Below are 20,247 nucleotides of genomic sequence, written 5' to 3' on the forward strand. Positions count from 1 at the left end.
CCCTTCCCTTTTTTATCGCATTCTAATTAAGCAGTTCAACTCTAATCCCCAATAATTCCTTAAGCGATTCTGCTATATTCTCAGTTGCCTCTAAAACAATCTTTTCCCCGATTTCTCTCGTTGCTTTTGTCGCGTCTCCGATGCATCCATTCTTCGTCATTTCCTCGTACCGGTAAAATCCTTGAATGGCCTTGCCTGGTCTTAATTGAGTATATCTCCCCCCTTCACAGAAATCCCCTGACTCGAGCTTGTCCGGCCTGACAAGATAAGGCGCCAAGTAAAGTGCTTCAGATACTTCGCGCTCACAGCTGTGGCCGAATATAGGGGATTGGATGTATTGATTGATGGACTCCTTAGCAGATGAGGTCGTCTTCGCATAATAGATGTCGACCCCTTCTTCCTGTGACAGCACCGTGCTTGCCACACCCAGCGCAGCCTGATTCCCCCCATGAGCGTTCAGGAATAAGAACTTTTTGATCCCTTGATGTTTCAAGGACTGGACGATATCCCTTAAAATCGCAATCAGAGTATCGGGCTTCAATGAAATGGTGCCCGGGAAGTTCAGATGATGCGGGGAAACACCCATATTGATGGTCGGAGTAACGAGTACATGCGGATGCATGCGCTCCGCCAATTTCTTTGCCATTTCCGTCGCAAGGACGGCATCGCAGCTTTCGGCCATATGGGGACCGTGCTGTTCATGGGCACCGACAGGTATGATCGCCATCTTCACTGTTTTGAGTGCTTCTTCTACTTCCTCCCACGTCATATTCGGTAACAGATATGAATTCAACGCTCTCTCCCCTTTACGCAAGTACGGTATTTTGTATACCGTAGAAATGTAAAAAAATTATCCTTTCGCCTCAGCTGCTTCCCTCTTCCTTTTCTTCACGTCGACCCCTTCCTGAGTGAGTTCGATATCTGCCTTAATGCTGAGCTGACAAGTAAGACGATAGTTTTCCCCGACCAAATCGCCGAGCATTTTATCCTCTTTCCAATTCGGTGGGTCCAGATCTTCCATCCCCTTCAGAACTTTGCATGTACACTTAGTGCACTTCCCCATCCCGCAGCCGTATTTCAGCTTGGGAAATTGTTTGATACCAGCGAGGACAACGAGGTTGGCCCCATCTTTTACATCCTGTTCGATGATCTCCCCATCCACAAACAACTTTACATTCGGCATGCAAACACCCCTTACTGTGACATTTATCACAATTTTTAGAATTTTCTTTAGTATACCGTTGAATCTTTCAAGATGTAAACCCTTCCGTCAGCTTTTCTTACAAAAAAACCTCCCCCACCCTCCTTTGAAATACTGATAGAATAAGGGATTCTTGAAATAAATTATGTAAAAAATAAAAAATTCAGAACATTCTATTGATTATTCCAGGGACTTGTTTTAGACTGTGAGTAATACGTTTTGGTATACCAAATACAAATTAAGTGGATAGAGGAGTGGTTTTGAAGATGGAAAAGTATATCGTGCTGACCAATAAGGAAACCTTTCAGACCGTACTGGAGAATGACGGCTTTCAGCCTGTAGAAACCTATCATTTCTATTTCTTTGACAAATTAAAATCAACGTACACAATCGCGAGAGTACTCGATGATGATGCCAAAATCGAACTTTACGAAAAGTATGAAGGAAAAGAGTACGTCAATCATATCCGGATGAAGTTCTTCGAATCGTTTGAAACGATCGAAGGCGCGCGCGAGGAACTGTACGAAATCGTGAAAGCAAATGGAAACAGTGAAGACTCGAAGCATTCAAAGCTGGTTAAGTCTGATGAGCTGGCTGTTTAGGATTTACTTTTGAGTGAGTCATAGGGATGGGCGCTTGCAGAATTTTTCTGTGCATTTATTCGTCTGATCCTCAAATCTATAGTACTGTTATTAAGGCAGACCACACCGTTAACGGAATGGTCTGCTTTTGTGTTGTTTTGATAACATTGAAGGTGTTTTGTTTTTAACTGGTTCCAGCTGTTGATTGGAGTGCAAGACGAAGACTCCTGCGGGAGAAGCGCGTTAGGTGAGACCCCGCAGGAGCGCAGCGACGAGGAGGCTCACCAACCGCCCGCGGAAAGCGAAGTCTTGCACGGAAATCAACAGCGGCGTTCAAAAGAGTTAAACTTAATAAAACACCTCCCTTTTTTGTACTGAAAGGGAGGTGTTTTCATTCTTCATCATATCAACAACTGCAAGAATATAAGATACAGCATTGCCAAGCACAGAAAAGAAATTGTAAACAGTGAATTCCAGTTCGAGACTTTGTAGGAGCTTGTCTTCACGATGGTGGACATGAGCCCGATCGTCGCATTGTACGGCCCCATTAGAAAGGCGGATACCGCTCCTGCAAGCATTGAAACCGTAAGGATATACGGCGAGATATCCAGGCTGTGAGGATCAAGCGTTCCAGCGAGCAGCGCAAGAGCAACCGCAGGATGAAGCCCGATGAACGCCAATGCCAATGGAATTAACGGGATGAACAAGACAAAGATTTCTATTCCTATCACATCCTTAAATGACGTGATCCAGCCATTCACCACTTTGTCTGCACCCGAGAAACCGATGGCAGAGATAAAAAATCCTGCTGAAAGAAAAATAAAGAACTGGTCTTTCATTTTCAGCAAATGATTCTGATAATGCTCAAAGAGTCCCGATCCGAAGGCTCTTGTTTGTCCTAAAAAGAGACACCATACGAACGCAAATGGGATGACCAGAAGCGATACCACAATCAGGAACGAAAGCGACAGCGAATGCTCCAGGATGGAGATCACGATATTGAAGAGGATGATGGCAATCAGGATATGTGACAGCTTCCCTGCTCCCCCGCTCTTTCCGCTCCCTGCCTCAATGGCAGCAGCGGTTTCATCGATTGCCGTGCTTGTCCCAAAAGAAGCACGCTTCCGCTTCCTATATCCGCCCGTATACCAATCAAGCAGAAGTCCCAAGACACTAAGCGGCAGCACATAAGGAAGCATCGTCCCCCATTTCACTCCCGTCATATCAATGACGATCCCCACAATCGGGGTGACCGGCGCCCACATCAAAGGCATTGAAAAGCCATGCGTGATGGCCCTGCTCATGAATCTCTCCCTATTCTCTAAAGGAAATCCATCCGCCGCCGGCCTGATCGAGAAATACGTCATCGGCAATGTAGCCAGATTCATAAAGATACTAAAGAAATAAGAAATCCCCGAAGTCAAACTGTATAAACTTGTGGAGGACCGGACCCGCCTGGAAATAAAGCCTTGAATATTCTCAGAATAATTACCAAGCTTGATCGGCAGTGCAAGTAATGGAACCAACGCAAATAGTGTCAAAAGATTAAGCATCGGTCCGAAAGATAAAACGATATCTCCAATCCCAGCACCACTCCTCAACAACATAATCAGCCCAAGTGCAAGGAACACCCCTCCAATCAATCTGACAAACTTACTTACTTTCAATATGGTCATACATACAATAACGAAACAAATAACAGAGATCACAGGTGAAAGCTCGATTCCCTTGAAAAGTTCATTCAGCAAGTAAAGGACAATCGAAACACCTGATAATAGTTTAATCATAAAATCACCGCATTTTTTCTGATTATTCTATATATTAAACCTATTGAGAATGAAAATCAATTAGTTGGTATACATTATTTTGATAAAAAGTTTGATTTTTAAAAATGATCATTCACTCTTCCTGCGTATGAGGAAGCAACTACAACGCCATAAAACCCTTTATTTATAAACGTTTAACCAAGATATTACGTACTGTACTTCAATTGATATGGTATACCAAGTTGTCTGATTTATCAACTTTAACTTAAATTCCATTAAAATTTCAAGTATTTGGTATACCAAATTATTGACTAATGCAAAAATACCGCTTATAATCAAATTATTAAAACGTTATCAATAGGAGGGCTTCACATGTTCCAATTCTTATTTGGATCAAAACATGCTTTAGAGAAAGCAAATCGTAAACTTGCGCGGCTGAAAAGGACCTTAAAGTTTTAATGAAATAACATATGGTAAGAGGACATTCTCATTTATAGATTCCAAAAAGGCATCCATACCCCTCACGCACGGGATATGGATGCCTTATTTTTACTTAACAATTTAGAGAATGATTTATCACTAGTGTGCCATTGGAAATTGTACAGCCACTTTTGTACCAACCCCTGGTGCGCTTTCAAATTTTATCGTACCGCCATATTTCTCTACTATATTGTAGCAAATCATAAGACCGAGGCCAGTACCCTTACTTTTTAATGAATAAAAAGGGGTGCCGAGGTTCTTTAATTCCTCAGATGACATGCCCCTGCCGTGATCCATCACTTCTATTCTTACTACACCTTTTTTCTTCCTGGCGGCGACGGATACGGCCTTGCTGTGAGGAGATGCCTCAATGGCGTTCTTAATCAAATTGATGAACAATTGCTTGATTTCAATGGGGTTAGCTATGATGAAGCACCCTTCCTCCACCGAAAGTTCAATGCTGTTATCGTTATGCATTCCATAACTTTTCAATAACTCCGTCACATCGTTCAGGACTGTATCAATTCCAACAGAATCCTTCATTTTGTCCTCGTCAGGCTTGGCAATGGCCAGAAATTGAGATATGACATGTTCAGCCGTATGAAGCTCGTTAATCATCAGAGAAAAGTTCTTCTTAAAGCTTTGATTGAGCTCTGGGTCAGCCTCATAGTATTGCAGAAATCCCTTCACGACAGTAAGTGGATTCCGTATTTCATGGGCGACGGCTGCCGCCATCTGCCCCGTCGTCTTCAACCTTTCAGCCTGCTGCACCTGTTCATAATACATACGCTGCTTCTGGATTCGGACATTCGTTAAATGAAAAATAAAATAAAGGATGATCTGGCTCGCAAAGAAATTCACAACATTCCCTGCTATATCTGCATAGATGTACAAATAGGTTTGCCCCTGATCGACAATGGCTATGTAGCTGAATGTAAATCCAATAAAAAGTGAATTCAGCACAAGGGAAAAATAAAAAAGACGTTTATCAAAAAACAAAATAGATAAAGCAGGAACAAAACACAACAGAATAAACTCCGACCATGTTTCGGGATACAAATAAAACAGACTATAAAAATACACTGTCGACGCTATGATCGTTGTGTACCTCATACCAGCATTTTCATACAGTGGGTAAAGAAGCAGGCAAAACGCCACAATGAACACCATTCCACCATGAATGACAAAACGGGAATCAAACGGGTTATCGACCACCACCCCCAACACCATCAAAACAATAATGACAGAAATGATCATATAATAATTTTTCTTTTGTAACCCATGTTGAAATTCCCTCATGCTCATCCCCCACTAGTCAACTATTGAACTATTAATCTTTGACAGGATATAGTAACTATCTTACAAAAAAGGGAAATAGTCAATGGGACACCGGGTCTCACGTCCCTTCATTGTCTTCCCTTTGGGACGAGGGGACAGGTTCAGCGTCCCTCTTCTTCCACCTGGGACACCGTCCCTGTCCCCTTGTCCCATAACAAAAAAGCCAGTACTCTGCTTCTTCTGGGTAAGAAGAAACAAATACTGACTCTAAGATTCATATGTATTGGAGCGGGTGATGGGAATCGAACCCACGACATCAGCTTGGAAGGCTGAGGTTTTACCATTAAACTACACCCGCGTATGTGGCAGGGGCAGTAGGAATCGAACCCACACCAAAGGTTTTGGAGACCTTCGTTCTACCGTTAAACTATGCCCCTATGCAAAAAATTTGTTTATGAAGATTTTTTACCATTCGCTCTGAACGTAATGCTCCGCTTTCGCTGCGCAAAGGGTAAGGAGGCTTATTTTCACTCCGCTTGCGCTCCGTGAAAAAAGCTAAATGGAGGGGGGCAGATTCGAACTGCCGAACCCGAAGGAGCGGATTTACAGTCCGCCGCGTTTAGCCACTTCGCTACCCCTCCATGAGAGAATAAAAAATATGGCGGAGGAAGAGGGATTCGAACCCCCGCGGGCTTTAACACCCCTGTCGGTTTTCAAGACCGATCCCTTCAGCCGGACTTGGGTATTCCTCCGTGTGATATTTCACGTGTAAAAGCTGAGCTTTATTCTTAGAGATGCTCCGCTTCGCTGCGCAAGGTTTAAGGATAGATATTTTACTCCGCTGACGCTTCGTAAAAATCTTTGGTGGAGGATGACGGGATCGAACCGCCGACCCTCTGCTTGTAAGGCAGATGCTCTCCCAGCTGAGCTAATCCTCCGTAAATACATCTATAAATTGTGACGACCTATATTAATCTATCAATTCTTTAATCAATTGTCAACTTCAATAAGGAAATTCACTATAAAAAAGATAGAACGGTTGACTAGGGACAGGTGACCTGTCCCACCTCTAACCTAAAAGCTAATATGATCCAAAAGTCAATCATCTCAATCTGAAAAATGGGACAACAAACCTGTCCCTACGTCCCAATAACAGTCTTTATCACTTCTTCTACAAATACAGGCGTTTTGACGAAGGCACTCTCAATGTGAAGGCGTTCGGTTCGTTTGTGGGCGTCTTTACCGAAAGGACCTACGTTTAAGACTGGTCCTTCGAGCTTGTGCATTTCCCCAAATGGTATCGAATAGGTCGTATTCCACACCGGGGTATTCTTTTCATAAACCGCCCATCCTTTGTTTTCGTCTTTGTAATTGACGTAGCTCAAGTCCGAGATGCCGTTGAAGTAATGGACCTGTTCGACCGGGAGATCAAAGTGTTCCTTCGCAGACTTCACCACGGCTTCGACACATGCTTCCACCAGTGGATGATCAGACGTATTGACAGGCGGATAATAAGGCGGTGTGAACATGATGACCATCGCGGGTGCGAGCTCCTGGCAATTGATCATGAGCGTATCGGCAACCTTGAAAGACTTTTCCCTGTCGTCTCCTTCATGGCCACCGATATCATGCTTGAGGGCTTCGATATAGTCCCTTCCAAGTTTCTTTTCCGCATAAACCTCCAGTTCTGAATACCGAAGCACCCCGACTTCACCAACAGAAGGAATCCCCTCCCGTTCACAAAGCTCCCTGTACCTCTGGTTGCACTCAGCGGCCGCAGACAAGGCAACTTGTTCAAATACATTCATGACATCTGCAGCCGTTTTCTTCATTGTGAAGACGTTGTATAGAGCAACAGTGCCAAACGGCGTTTGTGCGGAATAATCCAGCCTTAAATCATCCTGCTGCAAAGTTACTGGAAGTGGAGTTGTTTCACCAAAGTCGGTTTCTTTAAACAAGGGATTCCATTCCATCTTCCTAGTAAGGAATGAAGCGATGAACGGTGATGTCATCCCGCTCAGAGGTTCACCTACATGCGTTTCCCTTCCATAGAACAGAGCAGAGGGCATGATCTTTCCGATGGTACCTGAATATACATTGTAAGACGTATCAGTCGGATTTTGGGAAAACACCGGTTCTCCGTTTAAGAACAAGGTATAGTCGAGGTCGTGCACTTCCTTCAGTTCATTCAAATGAACGACAGCCGCTCTCATCCCGGAGGAATTCACTTCTTCATCCGGTACAGTCACAAGAACAAGGTTGACCGGCCAGCCTTCATCGGCAGCTTTTTCAATGACTGCCATGTGAATGGCCAATCCGGCCTTCATGTCCATCGTTCCTCTTCCCCATAAGTAGTTTCCTGATTTCAAATCATTCTGTGCATCCGGGTGCAGCTCATCTATGTAGTTCTCCAGCTCTTTGGTCAACTGCTCCGGGTTAAAGGCTAGGGCTTCAAGCTCCCCATATTCCTCCGTACTCACCGTATCAAAATGACTGATCAGGACTATGGTCTTTTCAGCTTTCTCATGTTTGTAAAAAGCTGAAAAAAACTGCCTTCCATAATCGGCATCCCCGAGGTTAAGATGAGTTGGATTGGCATGGAAATAAGGAACACCCTTTATCTTCTCATATACTTTTTTCGGAAATTCGATTTCTCCCTCTGTCAGAGTCCGGCTATGCCAGCTGACCAGTTCACAAAGCAGCGCCCTCAGCGTATCAGGTGTCCCCCAATGCCTCATGATATGACCTCCTTATTCACAAAAAACTCCTGATTCAGCCAGCCCTCAAGCCGGTTCATCGCTTCCTTTATTAATTCCATGCTGTACGCAAAAGAAATCCGGATGTACCCTTCACCAAACTCAGTAAACGAGCTGCCGGGTACAACAGCCACCCCCGCTTCCCTTAAAAGCCGTGTCGCAAATTCCATCGAAGGCATGCCGAACTGTTTTATAGAAGGAAAAATATAAAAGGCTCCTTTAGGCATAACGACATCAAAGCCCATCAACGTCAATCGCCTGTAAACATAATCCCGCCTATCCCTGTACGCAATATTCATCTGGGCCGGCACGTGCCTATTGTTAGTCAATGCCTCGATTGCTGCGTACTGGCCAGGTACCGATGCACAAACCCCATTGTATAAATGGACCTTCACGACATGCTCCATGATGGAAGCAGGACCAAGGACAAAACCGATCCTCCAGCCCGTCATCGAATGGGACTTGGACAGCCCATGAATGAGAAACAACCGTTCCTTCAATTGAGCATACGAAGCAAACGTGTGATGCTCCCCTTCCAGTGTGTTCTCACTATAGATTTCATCCGACACGATGAATAGATCATACTTAGCAATCAGAGATACCAGCTCGTCCATTTCCTCTTTATTCAGAGCCACTCCGGTAGGATTCGAAGGATAATTAAAGAGAATCGCTTTGGTTTTTTCAGTGATCAAGGCTTCCAATTTTTCAGGAGAAGGCTTAAATCCAGTGAGGGATGTGTCCAAATATACCGGCTTCGCCCCGCACATCGTGATGATGGGTTCGTAGCCTGAATAAAGTGGCGCCGGCAGGATCACCTCATCCCCTTCTTCCAAAATCGTCCTGAACACTGAATCCAGCGCCTCACTCGCACCGGTCGTGACGATGATTTCCGTTTCAGGATTATAATCAAGGCCATACGACACGGCAAAAAAATCACGGACAGCCTCACGAAGCTCAAGCAAACCGGCATTATGCGAGTAAATCGTCTGGTTCGAAGCTATGGCTCTGATCCCCGCTTCCTTCACCGCTTCCGGTGTGGGAAAGTCAGGCTGGCCAATGGTCAAATTGATGGCATTCGGATAGAGAACGAGCTGATTCGAGAATTGTCGTATCCCTGGAATGACCAACCCTTGTGCTGCTGCATTTATTGATAACGACATAACCTTTCACACACCTTTCACATACCTAAACTATTTCATTAATCCCGGTAACCAGAGGGTCAGAGGCGGGAAGAATGTAATAACAAGAAGACAGATAAACATCGATATCAGGAACGGGACAATCGCCCATGCAATTTTCTCGAACCGGACGCCGCCGACACTTGATGCGACAAAGAGATTCACTCCAAGAGGAGGTGTAATAAACCCGATGGCAAGATTGGCCACCAAAATAACGCCGAAATGAATCGGATCCACGCCTACGGCAGTCACAATCGGCAGCAGGATCGGTGTTAAAACGACCAGGGCAGAAATGGTATCGATGAACATCCCAACAATCAATAGCAGGATATTGATCGCAAGTAAAATAATAATCGGATTCGTCGATAGGTCAGTCAAAAAGTCAGAGATATTGGACGGGATCTGCTCCAATGTCATAAAGTAAGCAAACGAAACAGAGAGACCGATGATAATCATGGTAGTAGCGTTGATGACAACCGCCTCACGGAAGCATTCAAATACGGATTTCCATGTCAGCTCTTTATAAACGAACAATCCTACCACCAATGAATAGACCACAGCCACTACAGCTGCTTCAGTCGGGGAAAACACGCCTCCATAGATCCCTCCTAAAATAATGACCGGAATCACCAGCGCCCACTTTGCTTCATTGGCTGCTTTCAGAACATCTTTAAAACGAAATGGCATTGCTGCCTCAGGTTTATAACCCCGCTTTCGTGAAATGATATAAGCCGTGAACATCAGCCCTCCCCCAATCAGGATTCCAGGAATAATACCTGCGAGGAACATGCTGCCTACTGATACGCTCCCAATAACCCCGTATAATACAAATGGGATGCTCGGAGGGATGATGACCCCGATTGAGCCCGCTGAAGCTGCCACTGCCGATGCAAAGCCGCCTTCATATTTACGTGCGACCATTGCCGGGATCATAAAGCCGCCTATGGCAGCCACGGTGGCAGGACCGGACCCCGAAATCGCGGCAAAAAACATACAAGCCACGATGGTGACCATAGAAAGTCCACCAGTCATCCAGCCGACCATGGCCGTAGCCAGATTCAATAGTCTTTGTGAAACGCCTCCCTTCCCCATCAGAATCCCCGCGAGCATAAAGAATGGGATCGCGAGTAACGGGAAAGAATCGAGTGACGTAAAGGCTTTTTGAGTAATAATATCCAGCGGCAAAGTAGATCCGAAGTAAATCGCCACAAGCGCTGACACTCCTAATGAAATCGCAATCGGGACCCCAATCAGCAAACAAACAGCCAGGGTTCCAAATAACAGTGCGATGGTCATACCCTCACCTCCCCAGAAGGAGAATCATCATTGGTGCGCCAGATGGTCACCAGCTGCTGCAGCAGACGGAGCGCCATTCCCGCTCCTCCAATCGGTATCGCTAGGAATGGGATCCACATCGGCAGCTGCATGGCAGGTGTAACCTGTCCATTTTGAAGGCTGGCAAGAACGAGTTGAGTTCCAAAGACGGCAAGAAACAGGGCAAGCAAAAACCAAATGATCAAAGAGACTGTTTCAAGCAACTTTCTTGCTGTCCCTTTAAACAGCTCGATAAAGCTCTCAATACGTATATGCTGTCTCTTTTTGACTGCGTAACTAGCCCCGATCCAGACCTGGAATATATGTATATAACGGGCCATCTCCTCTGTCCAGCTCGGTGCTGAAGAGAACACATAGCGCCCGACTACCTGTCCAAAAATGAGAGCAACCATAAGAGCCAGCGTCAAAACAAGAATCGTCTCTTCCAGAACGTCGAATTTCTTTTTCATCTAAGAAGCTCCTTTCTAAAAAAGCAAGGAATCAAGGAGAGCCTTGATTCCTTGTTTCATGCCGATGATTAGTTGTTCGCTTCCAATGCTTTGTCCACTAAATCCTGACCAATGCGATCTACGTATTTGTCATAAACAGAAGATGCCGCATCACGGAATTTGTCCCGCTGCTCATCCGTTAATTCATTCACTTCCATTCCGCTTTCCTTCAATTTTTCAAGGAATTCTACGTCCTGCTTCTGAGCAAGGCCGCGCTGTTCTTCCCTGTACTCCTCGGATGCTTCAGTCACAAGCTTCTGTAAATCTTCCGGCAGCTCATTATAGAAATCATTGTTCATCAACAGAGCCGTTGCAGCGTACACATGACCAGTCATTGATAAATAATCCTGTACTTCATAGAATTTGTTTGTGTAATAAAGCGAAACTGGACACTCCATTGCGTCGTATGTACCTTGCTGCAGAGCCGTGTACAGTTCACCGAAGGCAAATGGTGATGCATTCGCGCCAAATGCTTTGAATGTATCCGTATGAAGCGGGTTTTCAAGCGTTCTGAACTTCTGCCCTTCTATGTCTTCAGGACTTTCAATCGGTCCTTTGTTATTCGACATATGGCGGAAACCATTTTCACCAAAGACAAGGCCCTTAATGTTATTTTCTTCGAGATCCTTCATAAGCTCCTGACCAAGTTCACCATCCAGCGCTTTATATGCCGCTTCATTGTTATTGAATAGGAATGGAAGGTCGAACACCATGAACTTTTCATTGAAAGAAGCAAGCGGTGCGACAGCAGGAATCGTCATTTCGATATTGCCCAATTGAACCGCCTCGATTGCCTCGCGATCAGAACCATATAGCTGGCCATTCGGATATAGTTCAACCTTGATACGGCCATTCGATTCTTTTTCAAGCTTTTCTTTAAACGTCTCGGCGGCAACGTGTGAGGACTGCTCTTCAGGTACAAGGTGAGCGATACGGATCGTGTATGTTTCGTCCCCGCCTTCCCCCCCTGAAGAACTGCTAGGGCGCCCGCATGCTGCCATCATCATCACGGCCATCAATAGTAGAATTAAATATTTTTTCATTTCTCTTCCTCCTCCAAGTAGTAGCCTTTAATTCGGCGTGCGATATTTTTCATATGGTGGGTCATCTGGATTTTGGCTTCTTCAATCACACCAGTTTCCAATGCATCCACTATGCGTCTGTGTTCTTCATATGCTTCCATGGCACTTAACTTCAACGTATTCGACAGGACCAGAAACGCCCTGTTCACCCCGGTATTAACCGAATGGATCAAAGCCCTGAGCTTAGGGTTTGGATTCCCACCGGCCAATAACAAATGGAATTCCCTGTCGAGATCGATGAATTCTTCATAACACCCGTCTGTAATTGCTTTTAGTTGAGCATCCAAGTTTTCTCTTATCCCCATAAACACCTCGCCCTTTAAAGGGAAGGTCGCTTCAAGGTTGTACACCTCTAACAGCGCACGGATCTCCATAAAGTGCATCGCATCTTCTTCTGTAAATGAGGCAACGGTCGCGATTTTCTGATCAGATAATTCGACCAGCCCTTCCACAGCAAGTCTTGTCAGCGCCTCCCGGACAGGCGTCCTGCTGATACCGAGTTCCTGTGCAAGCTTTTTTTCAGGAAGCTCCTCTGCCGGTGCCAGCTTTCCTGATATGATGTCTTTCTTGATCAGGTTAAAAGCCTGTTCAGCCAGTGTTTCTTTTTTGACCACTTTTTGCAACTGGTTCCCTCCTTTTCCAACAACCGCACTGGATAAATTTTTGTGAATCATAAGACAAATAGAAAGATAGATTATGTATGTTTATTCCTGATGTTAAGTAGAATTAGGTTCGGAATGCTTCAATCATTTAATAGAGTTGAAAAAATATCTTGGTGAGGTTCCCCCTTTGTGAACGGGGGTGTTTTTCTAATCGCAAGGATGAATTGGACTCTTGATGGGTTTTTTCTGAAATGATTTCAAGGCGGTATACCGTATACATTTATGATAATTTATGCTAATCTGTTTGTAAATATAAAATTTAGAATTTTTTAAAAACGGAGGGAGAACCTGGATGAGTACTGCATGGATAGAGAAATTGAAAGACTTAATAGGGGCAGAACGGGTCAGTACGAGTGAAGGAGAGCTATTCCGGCACAGCAAGGATGAATCCTTTCACGATCCTGTACAGCCAGAAACGGTAGTGTTTCCGGAATCGACGCAAATGGTCAAAGATATCGTAGACTTTGCAAGGGAGAGAAAGCTCACGATCACCCCTTATGGAGCAGGATCAGGGCTTGACGGTCTGGCCATTCCGGTTTCAAGGGGTATTTCCATGAATTTTGACCGAATGAAAAAGGTCATCGCCTTTAACCCCAAAGATTTATCCGTGACAGTACAGCCGGGTATCACACGCCTTGAATTGAATCGTGAAATCAACCGGCAAGGTCTGTATTTCCCCATCGATCCGGGAGCAGATGCCACGATTGGCGGGATGACTGCGACGAATGCGAGCGGAACAACCGCCGTTCGATACGGTTCCATGCGCGATCAGGTATTGAACCTTGAAGTTGTCCTGGCAGACGGCAGGATCATCAGAACCGGCAGCGCGGCAAAAAAATCATCCAGCGGATATCATTTAAACGGGCTGTTCACCGGATCAGAAGGAACGTTAGGTATCATCACTGAAATCACCTTGAAGCTTCACGGCATCCCGGAGCACACGATTGCAGCACGCTGTACATTCGATACACCGAAACATTGTGCTACAGCCGCTCAAGCTGTACTCACTAGCGGTATCCCCGTCCTTCGGATGGAACTGGTCGATGCCCAGAGCATCAAGCAAGTCAATGCCTACGGCGACTATCACTTTCCAGAACAGCATTCATTATTCTTTGAATTTGCCGGGACACGGACATCCGCTGAAGAAGAAGCCACATTTGTAGAGGATCTAATGGAGCACATGGACTGTGGCAATTGGGAGCGGGCAAGCGGATCCATCGAACGGGCCGAGATATGGAAAGCAAGACACGAACTAGCGTACGCCTTCCGTCACATGAAAGGAAAAGAAGTAGTGGGATCAGATGTGTGCGTCCCCTTGTCAAAGCTTGCCGACATGGTTGACTTTGCCCGTGCTCAGATTGAAGCTAGCGGTCTGCTTGGGAGTGTCTTCGGTCATGTCGGAGACGGGAACTTCCATACCATAATCGTGTATGATCCGAACATCCATAAGGAGAAGCAGGCATCGGAGGCGATCAATGAACAACTCATCTTAAAGGCTTTGGATGCTGGTGGGACATGTACTGGAGAGCATGGCGTCGGTCTTGGAAAGATGAAATATCAGAGGATGGAGCATGGTGAGGCGTTAGAAGTGATGAAGTCGTTTAAAGTGTTGCTGGATCCAGGGAATTTGTTTAATCCAGGGAAGATTTTCAATTAAACATTCATTATTGCTAAAAACAAACACTATGCCTACCCATTTAATAATGGATAGGCTATCTTCTGATAACTGTACAATTCAACATCACAAATTTTCCTTTCATCAAGTTTAGTAATGTTAGCTAGTTGGGGATCATCTCCCCAACATGATTATTCTCTTTTAAAAAGAGCCTCAGGACCTGTCCCGTGACTCCTAACCGTCTCACTTGAAATTTTTATAATGAGCTATGCTACTAAAGCACCTCATAGGCCTTTTGATATTTTTGAATATCTCCAGCCCCCATAAATAATAGTACACTCTTTGGGTGTTCGGACAGTACCGAAATGTTTTGCTCCTTTAATAATGAGGAATCTGGTATCATATTTTGTAATTCATCAATACTTACATTTCCTTCATTCTCTCTGGCAGAACCAAAAATATCGCACAAATATACTGAATCAGCTGACCTAAGGCTTTCGGCAAAAGAATTCAGAAAGCGTTGTGTTCTAGAAAACGTATGCGGCTGAAAAATGGCAACTACTTTTCTATCAGGATATTTTTGCCGTACAGCACTTATGGTTGCAGCAATTTCAGTCGGATGATGGGCATAATCATCAATAATTACCTGGTTTTTAAAGATCTTTTCAGAAAAACGCCTCTTCACTCCGTTAAAAGATTTGAGCCCTTCTTTGATATCAGCCATGTTTTTATTTTCAAGATAACCAACAGAAATGACAGCCAATGCGTTTAGCACATTATGGTTTCCATAACTTCCGATTTCAAATTCACCAAGAGATGTATCTTTCATGACTACATCGAATTTAGTCCCATAATCATTTAAACTTATATTTACTGCTTGAAAATCATTATCGTCCTCAAATCCAAAAAAACTTATTGGAACTTGAGTTTTTAGGTTTCTCAACAACGGATTATCTCCAAAGGCAACTATACGTTTTCTTACTTGAAAAACAAATGATTGAAACGCATTAAGGACATCATCAAGATCTTTGTAATAATCCGGGTGGTCAAAATCAATATTTGTTATGACTGCATAAGACGGTTTGTATGCAAGAAAATGTCTTTTGTATTCACATGCCTCAAAGATTAAATCCTTACTTCCCTTTTCCCCTCTTCCAGTGCCGTCACCTATCAAGTAAGATGTTGGATGGCATTGGTTAAATACATGAGCCATTAGACCTGTGGTTGAAGTCTTTCCATGGGATCCGGTTACCGCTATACTATTTAACTCCTCACTGAACCCACCTAAGAAATCATGGTACCGAATGACCTTTAAGTTTAGTTCTTTGGCTTTCTTGACTTCAATATGATCATCATCGAAAGCATTCCCTACAACGACAATATGATTTTCTTTTACATTTTCTGAATTGAAATCTAGTACTTGTATATTTCTACTTTCAAGTCCCTCTTGAGTAAAAATATACTCCTCAATATCAGAGCCTTGAACTTCAAAGCCCATGTCGTTCAAAATTTGTGCCAAAGGACTCATTCCTGCGCCTTTAATACCTATAAAATGAAAAGCATTCATTTCTATGACCTCCCTATTAGTTCTGGGTCTAAATGCAACTTATACGCATAACTTACATACTAAGCTGATTGAAGAGCAGGTCAACCTTTCGTCCATCCATTCCACGGCTCATGAGCGGTTCTGAATTCCTGGGTTTAGAACTGTCAAAAGATGAGGCAGTAGTATGGTTGGATACAATCCATTCATCGAGAACTTTACGATAGTTGTTTATCTCTGATTCGTTAAAGAAGATGGAAGACTCTCTTACTCCTTCTCCAGAAGATGAACAATGAAGTACCCCTCTTGAAGGATGGGATGAAAAATAAAACCTGATAGTACCAGAAACATCATGCTTCCCCTGCAAATCTTTTAGTAATTCAGCAGAATCGATACCAAGTGGAGATTCAATGGCAATTGCAACAACAGGACCGTTTGCACATAAATTTATAAGGTTATCATAGTGAGATGAAGTTTGATGCTCACCATATAACTGTCGTATTTGATCTTCTGTTGCAGTGATCATCTTAAGTCCAATGATTTTCAATCCTTTATCTTCTATAAAACAAACAATCTTGCCAACTAAATTTCTTTGAATGGCTTCAGGTTTCAAGAGAACAAAACCTCTCAATTTTATACCCTTCTTTCTACTATTAAATTTGTTTTGCTGGTACCTTATCATATTTTTCCACTTGGGATAAAATTTTATCAACAGCGTTCTCTTCGTTGATGTTGCCAAGTAGAATTCTCTCGTTATTCTCATCTTCCGTTAACCAATCATTATGTTCGTTTTGTCTCGGAATCCACACTACACCTTCACCATCGATCAATAAATATTTGTTTTTTCTATGCAGCCTGGATTTCAACTGAATATCCATCGATGTATCATTTACTGAATGAAGTGTTTCTTCGAGACTATTGAACTCTTCATCAGACAGTTCATACTTATGCCTATTTTTGTAACCGCCTGGTCCGATAGGCATGTACTGGAACAATTGCCACTTTAATATATTATTATATTCTTTCAATTGATGATAAATATTGATGATATCATCGATATTATTTTTATGAACCACAGTGTTGATCCCGATGTTTGCATTATTAAAACTAAGTTCATCTAAAATGCCCAATACCTCATGAACTTTCAATTTACGTCTGAACATATTCATTATTTCGTCTGTCGATCCATCAAATGGTATTCCTATGACATCAATGGATTGAACAATTCCTTTAGAAGAAATTTTTTTGATTATAGTATTCTTTCCGATTGTGACATCTCTGATTAACGACAGTCCTACCGTATCAAGGTTGATGGTATAACCTAACGTTTTTAGTGTATGGAGTATGTATGGCATGTCTTCACGCGCCAATGGTTCTCCACCTGACATAGTTACTTTAGAGATATTAACCTTTTCTTTTAACTCTGATAAAAAATTTATCAAATCACTTGTTATATAGTCTTTACCACTAAAAAAGTTGTAGCAGCCAGGACACCTGACAAAGCATTTATTACCGCCACTTAATTGTATCCTTCTGTTTAATTCCTGCATATATTCTCCCTCTTCCTCTTTTGAATTCTTAAAAGTGCGCCTATGTCATCTCAGGTTCATCTTTCAGGCGGCTTTGATTCATCCATGACTTGATCTCTAAGACCATGGAAGGTAGCACGGGTTCTAGGACGTTTCCTTAGCTAATAAATACAAACACACCTGTTGATTAACTGATTGTATTGACGTTAAAGCCGACACACTATTCTGAGGAGCATAACGGAGATGTTAACAGGTAACTTAAAGCCGGCAGCATATCGCCCTGGCTGAATCCCACCGGTAAGGGATATATCTTTACTTATTCGTATCAGCTTTGTTTAGAGCCATCAGAAAACGCTCATATTTACTTTTTCCGTTTAACTGAAATGTAATTTGTTTCTCTTTGAGCACGTCCAATATATATTCACAGTCTTCTTGATTTGAAACTCCTTCTATTTCTAACTCATAGGACTGTATCCTATGAGGAAACTCAGAATGGTCCAGTTCGAAAGTGAAATTATTATCGAAATTTAGACAATGTCTAGTATTCTTAATGGTTCCTAGAAACCTCAACTTTTCGTTTTTTGCCAGAGACAGTATCAAGTCTCTGCTGCTTTCAGGCAGATAATCCAACATGGAATCTGGATGTTCTATACACTGACTTAGAACCTCTTCGGAGATATTACGTTGTACTTCATCGGAGGTCACAAACATCGCTTTTTTGACTTTCATCTTCATACACAAGATCACCTCTTCGTTCTCTTCACGAATCCTGAGAGTGATCCCTGATTCCTTTAAATCTAAACGAGGAGTGTCAAAGTAGTAATTAATCTGCTTTAGTATTTTTGTTGGTTTGTTTGCTAGCAGCTGCTTAAAACCTTCAGCATCCAATAAGAGTTTGAGTTCTTGTTCCTTTACATTCATATTTTGATACTCCTTTTCTAGAACAATGTCCAGCTTCCTTGCCTTCTGGCATGTTTTTCAGCCATCGTCAGAATCCCGTAAGTGACTGGGATCAATAAAGCATTAAACAACACCAATCCTCCGCACATCCACCACCAAGTTGAATCAACCTGTCCTTCCAAGGCTTGTCTCAGCATAAATAAACTGTAGGTTACCGGGAATAAGGCAGCTGCTATTTTAGCCCAGAAAGGAAAGACTGTTGGTGGAATACGTACTCCTCCAAATAGATTCATAGGACCGTAAAAGATGTAATACAGGTAGCCCGAATCTCGTGAGAATAAACAAAGCGCACATAGGAACGCTCCCCATATCACTGCAGATATAACCATCAGGAGTAAGGAAGCAGCTAAATAACCCCAAGAAATTTCGCTTAAGTTAGAAATAAAGAAGAAGGTCAGGATGCAAAATACAAAAAACATCCACATTCCATTAAATAAAGAGTAGACTGATCTCCCATACAAAAAAACTGTCTTAGAAGCCGGTGTGAGATAAACTACTTCCAGTGTTCCTTGCTTTCGTTCAAGTTCAAATGTCCACGCCGATTGAACAACTGTCCAAAAAATTTGAAATACTAGAAAACCGCTTAGCAGAAACAAAGCTATGTCCCCGCCTTCAATCACTTGGGCAAGGGCAGATCCAGCACCGTCGCGGAAAGGTTTAAAAGAATAATAAGTCGTTAAAAAAGTGAGAACCGGCCACATGAGTAATGAATAAAAAATAACTTTGCTTCCTCCAAAGTCATTTCGATGCTGTTTATACAGCTCAGCTCGAAACGCCCGCCAGGATCTTGTCATCATCTCGAAGCCCTCCTTCAGATAAAAGTACGATTGCATCCTCTAAAGTAGGTTTTTCCACTGTTAAATTCTTTATCTGTACTCCTTCTTTCATTAACCAAGGCAGGATAGCAGGGGTTAAATCATCCACTGAGTCCGTTTTAATACTTAAAAGCACCCCAGATTGATCACCTTTTCTCACCAGTGAAATATCACTTTCTGGTATATTTAAGAAGTGATTAAGATAGTCTAATCTCTCTTCTTTAAAATCTTGAATATGAAGATGCAGGGTTTCATATCTAGCGGCTTTTTTTACAACTTCCGAAGGTGTAGCACACATAATAAGCTCGCCCTTATCTATTACATACACCCGATCACATAACTCTTCTACTTCTTGAAGGTAGTGGCTGGTCAAAAGAATTCCTTTTCCACTTTCCACCGCTAAACGCTTGACCGTCTTACGAAGCTGCCTTGCAATGGGGGCATCCAGTCCTAATGTCGGCTCATCCATTAACAAATAATCTGGATCGTTAATAAGTCCTCGAGCTATTTGAAGCCTTTGTTTCATTCCTTTTGAATAGTTTTCAACTGGTGTATCGGCAGCATCTTTTAATCCCATTTCTTCTAGAAGAACCTCTGAACGGCTAATGATTTCTTTTTCTGCCAGTCCATATAACCTGCCAAAATACATTAGATTCTCGCGCCCCGTAAGTCTCCAGTAAAGCATCCTTTCTCCACCGGCAATCATATTGATCTTTTCAAGAATGCTTTGACGATTTTTCACAGTATCCAGTCCATCAATGGTGATTGATCCGCTAGTTGGTTCAAGCAAAGTGGAAATCATTTTTATGGTGGTTGTTTTTCCAGCTCCATTTAGGCCTAGAAGACCAATGATTTCACCTGGATAAAGTTTAATGCTTAAATTTTCTACTGCGACCTTTTGCTTTTTTTCAGATCGGAACCAACCTAGTTTATTCTTACTTTCATAAATTTTTGTAACTCCATTTACAGATAGCATTT

The 20,247-nt window shown here is 43.0% G+C and carries 18 protein-coding genes, 5 tRNA genes and 1 pseudogene; 3 read left to right on the forward strand and 21 right to left on the reverse strand.

Annotated features, from left to right (window positions below; all coding sequences use genetic code 11):
• Positions 1-22: 22 nt before the first annotated feature.
• Both ACUXV2_RS17695 and ACUXV2_RS17700 read right to left on the reverse strand, forming a co-directional pair.
• Positions 23-793: a creatininase family protein gene (locus ACUXV2_RS17695; RefSeq protein ID WP_446244468.1), complete on the reverse strand. Its 771-nt coding sequence runs from the start codon at positions 791-793 to the stop codon at positions 23-25.
• Between the two features lie 57 nt (positions 794-850).
• Positions 851-1,183 (reverse strand): 2Fe-2S iron-sulfur cluster-binding protein, encoded by a 333-nt coding sequence (locus ACUXV2_RS17700; protein WP_446244469.1) that lies wholly within the window; start codon positions 1,181-1,183, stop codon positions 851-853.
• A 284-nt stretch (positions 1,184-1,467) separates the two neighbouring features.
• Between ACUXV2_RS17700 and ACUXV2_RS17705 the strand changes: the two genes are divergently transcribed.
• The gene (locus ACUXV2_RS17705; RefSeq protein ID WP_446244470.1) at positions 1,468-1,803 is read left to right on the forward strand and encodes a hypothetical protein; all 336 of its coding nucleotides are present in this window, start codon (positions 1,468-1,470) and stop codon (positions 1,801-1,803) included.
• Positions 1,804-1,983: 180 nt separating this feature from the next.
• Positions 1,984-2,252: pseudogene (locus ACUXV2_RS17710) on the forward strand (hypothetical protein).
• Here the strand turns inward: ACUXV2_RS17710 and ACUXV2_RS17715 are convergent.
• The 13 genes from ACUXV2_RS17715 to ACUXV2_RS17775 all read right to left on the reverse strand — a co-directional run bounded on the left by ACUXV2_RS17715 (position 2,184) and on the right by ACUXV2_RS17775 (position 12,759).
• Positions 2,184-3,569, reverse strand: a complete 1,386-nt coding sequence (locus ACUXV2_RS17715) for a hypothetical protein (RefSeq protein WP_446244471.1) — start codon at positions 3,567-3,569, stop codon at positions 2,184-2,186. The pseudogene ACUXV2_RS17710 and the gene ACUXV2_RS17715 overlap by 69 nt on opposite strands.
• A 558-nt stretch (positions 3,570-4,127) precedes the next feature.
• Positions 4,128-5,327 carry an ATP-binding protein gene (locus ACUXV2_RS17720; RefSeq protein ID WP_446244472.1) on the reverse strand — a complete coding sequence of 400 codons (1,200 nt, stop codon included), beginning with the start codon at positions 5,325-5,327 and terminating at the stop codon, positions 4,128-4,130.
• A gap of 263 nt (positions 5,328-5,590) precedes the next feature.
• Positions 5,591-5,664, reverse strand: a tRNA-Gly gene (locus ACUXV2_RS17725).
• Between the two features lie 5 nt (positions 5,665-5,669).
• A tRNA-Trp gene (locus ACUXV2_RS17730) sits at positions 5,670-5,743 on the reverse strand.
• A 123-nt stretch (positions 5,744-5,866) separates the two neighbouring features.
• A tRNA-Tyr gene (locus ACUXV2_RS17735) sits at positions 5,867-5,947 on the reverse strand.
• 18 nt (positions 5,948-5,965) lie between these two features.
• A tRNA-Ser gene (locus ACUXV2_RS17740) sits at positions 5,966-6,058 on the reverse strand.
• 110 nt (positions 6,059-6,168) lie between these two features.
• Positions 6,169-6,244: transfer RNA gene (locus ACUXV2_RS17745), tRNA-Val, on the reverse strand.
• A 201-nt stretch (positions 6,245-6,445) separates the two neighbouring features.
• Positions 6,446-8,044: a M20/M25/M40 family metallo-hydrolase gene (locus tag ACUXV2_RS17750; RefSeq protein ID WP_446244473.1), complete on the reverse strand. Its 1,599-nt coding sequence runs from the start codon at positions 8,042-8,044 to the stop codon at positions 6,446-6,448.
• Entirely contained in the window at positions 8,041-9,222 is a 1,182-nt protein-coding gene (locus tag ACUXV2_RS17755) for an aminotransferase class I/II-fold pyridoxal phosphate-dependent enzyme (protein WP_446244474.1), read from the reverse strand. The genes ACUXV2_RS17750 and ACUXV2_RS17755 overlap by 4 nt, the downstream gene beginning before the upstream one ends.
• Positions 9,223-9,252: 30 nt before the next feature.
• Complete coding sequence (locus ACUXV2_RS17760; protein WP_446244475.1) at positions 9,253-10,536, reverse strand: TRAP transporter large permease; 1,284 nt, start codon at positions 10,534-10,536, stop codon at positions 9,253-9,255.
• Positions 10,533-11,024 (reverse strand): TRAP transporter small permease, encoded by a 492-nt coding sequence (locus ACUXV2_RS17765; protein ID WP_446244476.1) that lies wholly within the window; start codon positions 11,022-11,024, stop codon positions 10,533-10,535. Before ACUXV2_RS17765 ends, ACUXV2_RS17760 begins: the two co-directional genes overlap by 4 nt.
• 68 nt (positions 11,025-11,092) lie before the next feature.
• Positions 11,093-12,106 carry a TRAP transporter substrate-binding protein gene (locus ACUXV2_RS17770; RefSeq protein WP_446244477.1) on the reverse strand — a complete coding sequence of 338 codons (1,014 nt, stop codon included), beginning with the start codon at positions 12,104-12,106 and terminating at the stop codon, positions 11,093-11,095.
• On the reverse strand, positions 12,103-12,759 hold the full coding sequence (locus ACUXV2_RS17775) for a GntR family transcriptional regulator (RefSeq protein ID WP_446247104.1): 657 nt from the start codon (positions 12,757-12,759) through the stop codon (positions 12,103-12,105). The genes ACUXV2_RS17770 and ACUXV2_RS17775 overlap by 4 nt, the downstream gene beginning before the upstream one ends.
• Positions 12,760-13,099: 340 nt before the next feature.
• Between ACUXV2_RS17775 and ACUXV2_RS17780 the strand changes: the two genes are divergently transcribed.
• The gene (locus ACUXV2_RS17780; RefSeq protein WP_446244478.1) at positions 13,100-14,464 is read left to right on the forward strand and encodes an FAD-binding oxidoreductase; all 1,365 of its coding nucleotides are present in this window, start codon (positions 13,100-13,102) and stop codon (positions 14,462-14,464) included.
• Between the two features lie 232 nt (positions 14,465-14,696).
• Here ACUXV2_RS17780 and murC read toward each other — a convergent pair whose 3' ends face one another.
• The 6 genes from murC to ACUXV2_RS17810 form a co-directional block, all read right to left on the reverse strand.
• Positions 14,697-15,989, reverse strand: a complete 1,293-nt coding sequence (gene murC / locus ACUXV2_RS17785; protein WP_446244479.1) for a UDP-N-acetylmuramate--L-alanine ligase — start codon at positions 15,987-15,989, stop codon at positions 14,697-14,699.
• Positions 15,990-16,041: 52 nt separating this feature from the next.
• A complete protein-coding gene (locus tag ACUXV2_RS17790; RefSeq protein WP_446244480.1) occupies positions 16,042-16,596 on the reverse strand; it encodes a nucleoside-diphosphate kinase in 555 nt (184 codons plus the stop codon).
• A gap of 22 nt (positions 16,597-16,618) precedes the next feature.
• Entirely contained in the window at positions 16,619-17,515 is an 897-nt protein-coding gene (locus tag ACUXV2_RS17795; protein WP_446244481.1) for a radical SAM protein, read from the reverse strand.
• 291 nt (positions 17,516-17,806) lie between these two features.
• Complete coding sequence (locus ACUXV2_RS17800; protein WP_446244482.1) at positions 17,807-18,415, reverse strand: CYTH domain-containing protein; 609 nt, start codon at positions 18,413-18,415, stop codon at positions 17,807-17,809.
• A 17-nt stretch (positions 18,416-18,432) separates the two neighbouring features.
• On the reverse strand, positions 18,433-19,251 hold the full coding sequence (locus ACUXV2_RS17805) for an ABC transporter permease (RefSeq protein WP_446244483.1): 819 nt from the start codon (positions 19,249-19,251) through the stop codon (positions 18,433-18,435).
• Positions 19,217-20,245 carry an ABC transporter ATP-binding protein gene (locus tag ACUXV2_RS17810; RefSeq protein ID WP_446244484.1) on the reverse strand — a complete coding sequence of 343 codons (1,029 nt, stop codon included), beginning with the start codon at positions 20,243-20,245 and terminating at the stop codon, positions 19,217-19,219. Before ACUXV2_RS17810 ends, ACUXV2_RS17805 begins: the two co-directional genes overlap by 35 nt.
• Positions 20,246-20,247 lie beyond the last annotated feature (2 nt).

It is taken from the genome of Rossellomorea sp. NS-SX7 (genome assembly GCF_052828565.1).

Excerpts from the sequence above, each read along its gene's own strand:
- ACUXV2_RS17750 (WP_446244473.1), bottom strand. The coding sequence starts at position 8,044 with ATGAGGCATTGGGGGACACCTGATACGCTGAGGGCGCTGCTTTGTGAA.
- ACUXV2_RS17720 (WP_446244472.1), bottom strand. The coding sequence starts at position 5,327 with ATGAGGGAATTTCAACATGGGTTACAAAAGAAAAATTATTATATGATC.
- ACUXV2_RS17795 (WP_446244481.1), bottom strand. The coding sequence starts at position 17,515 with ATGCAGGAATTAAACAGAAGGATACAATTAAGTGGCGGTAATAAATGC.
- ACUXV2_RS17770 (WP_446244477.1), bottom strand. The coding sequence starts at position 12,106 with ATGAAAAAATATTTAATTCTACTATTGATGGCCGTGATGATGATGGCA.
- ACUXV2_RS17780 (WP_446244478.1), top strand. The coding sequence starts at position 13,100 with ATGAGTACTGCATGGATAGAGAAATTGAAAGACTTAATAGGGGCAGAA.
- ACUXV2_RS17810 (WP_446244484.1), bottom strand. The coding sequence starts at position 20,245 with ATGCTATCTGTAAATGGAGTTACAAAAATTTATGAAAGTAAGAATAAA.
- ACUXV2_RS17800 (WP_446244482.1), bottom strand. The coding sequence starts at position 18,415 with ATGAATGTAAAGGAACAAGAACTCAAACTCTTATTGGATGCTGAAGGT.
- ACUXV2_RS17705 (WP_446244470.1), top strand. The coding sequence starts at position 1,468 with ATGGAAAAGTATATCGTGCTGACCAATAAGGAAACCTTTCAGACCGTA.
- ACUXV2_RS17765 (WP_446244476.1), bottom strand. The coding sequence starts at position 11,024 with ATGAAAAAGAAATTCGACGTTCTGGAAGAGACGATTCTTGTTTTGACG.
- ACUXV2_RS17755 (WP_446244474.1), bottom strand. The coding sequence starts at position 9,222 with ATGTCGTTATCAATAAATGCAGCAGCACAAGGGTTGGTCATTCCAGGG.
- ACUXV2_RS17805 (WP_446244483.1), bottom strand. The coding sequence starts at position 19,251 with ATGATGACAAGATCCTGGCGGGCGTTTCGAGCTGAGCTGTATAAACAG.
- ACUXV2_RS17760 (WP_446244475.1), bottom strand. The coding sequence starts at position 10,536 with ATGACCATCGCACTGTTATTTGGAACCCTGGCTGTTTGTTTGCTGATT.
- ACUXV2_RS17700 (WP_446244469.1), bottom strand. The coding sequence starts at position 1,183 with ATGCCGAATGTAAAGTTGTTTGTGGATGGGGAGATCATCGAACAGGAT.
- murC (WP_446244479.1), bottom strand. The coding sequence starts at position 15,989 with ATGAATGCTTTTCATTTTATAGGTATTAAAGGCGCAGGAATGAGTCCT.
- ACUXV2_RS17715 (WP_446244471.1), bottom strand. The coding sequence starts at position 3,569 with ATGATTAAACTATTATCAGGTGTTTCGATTGTCCTTTACTTGCTGAAT.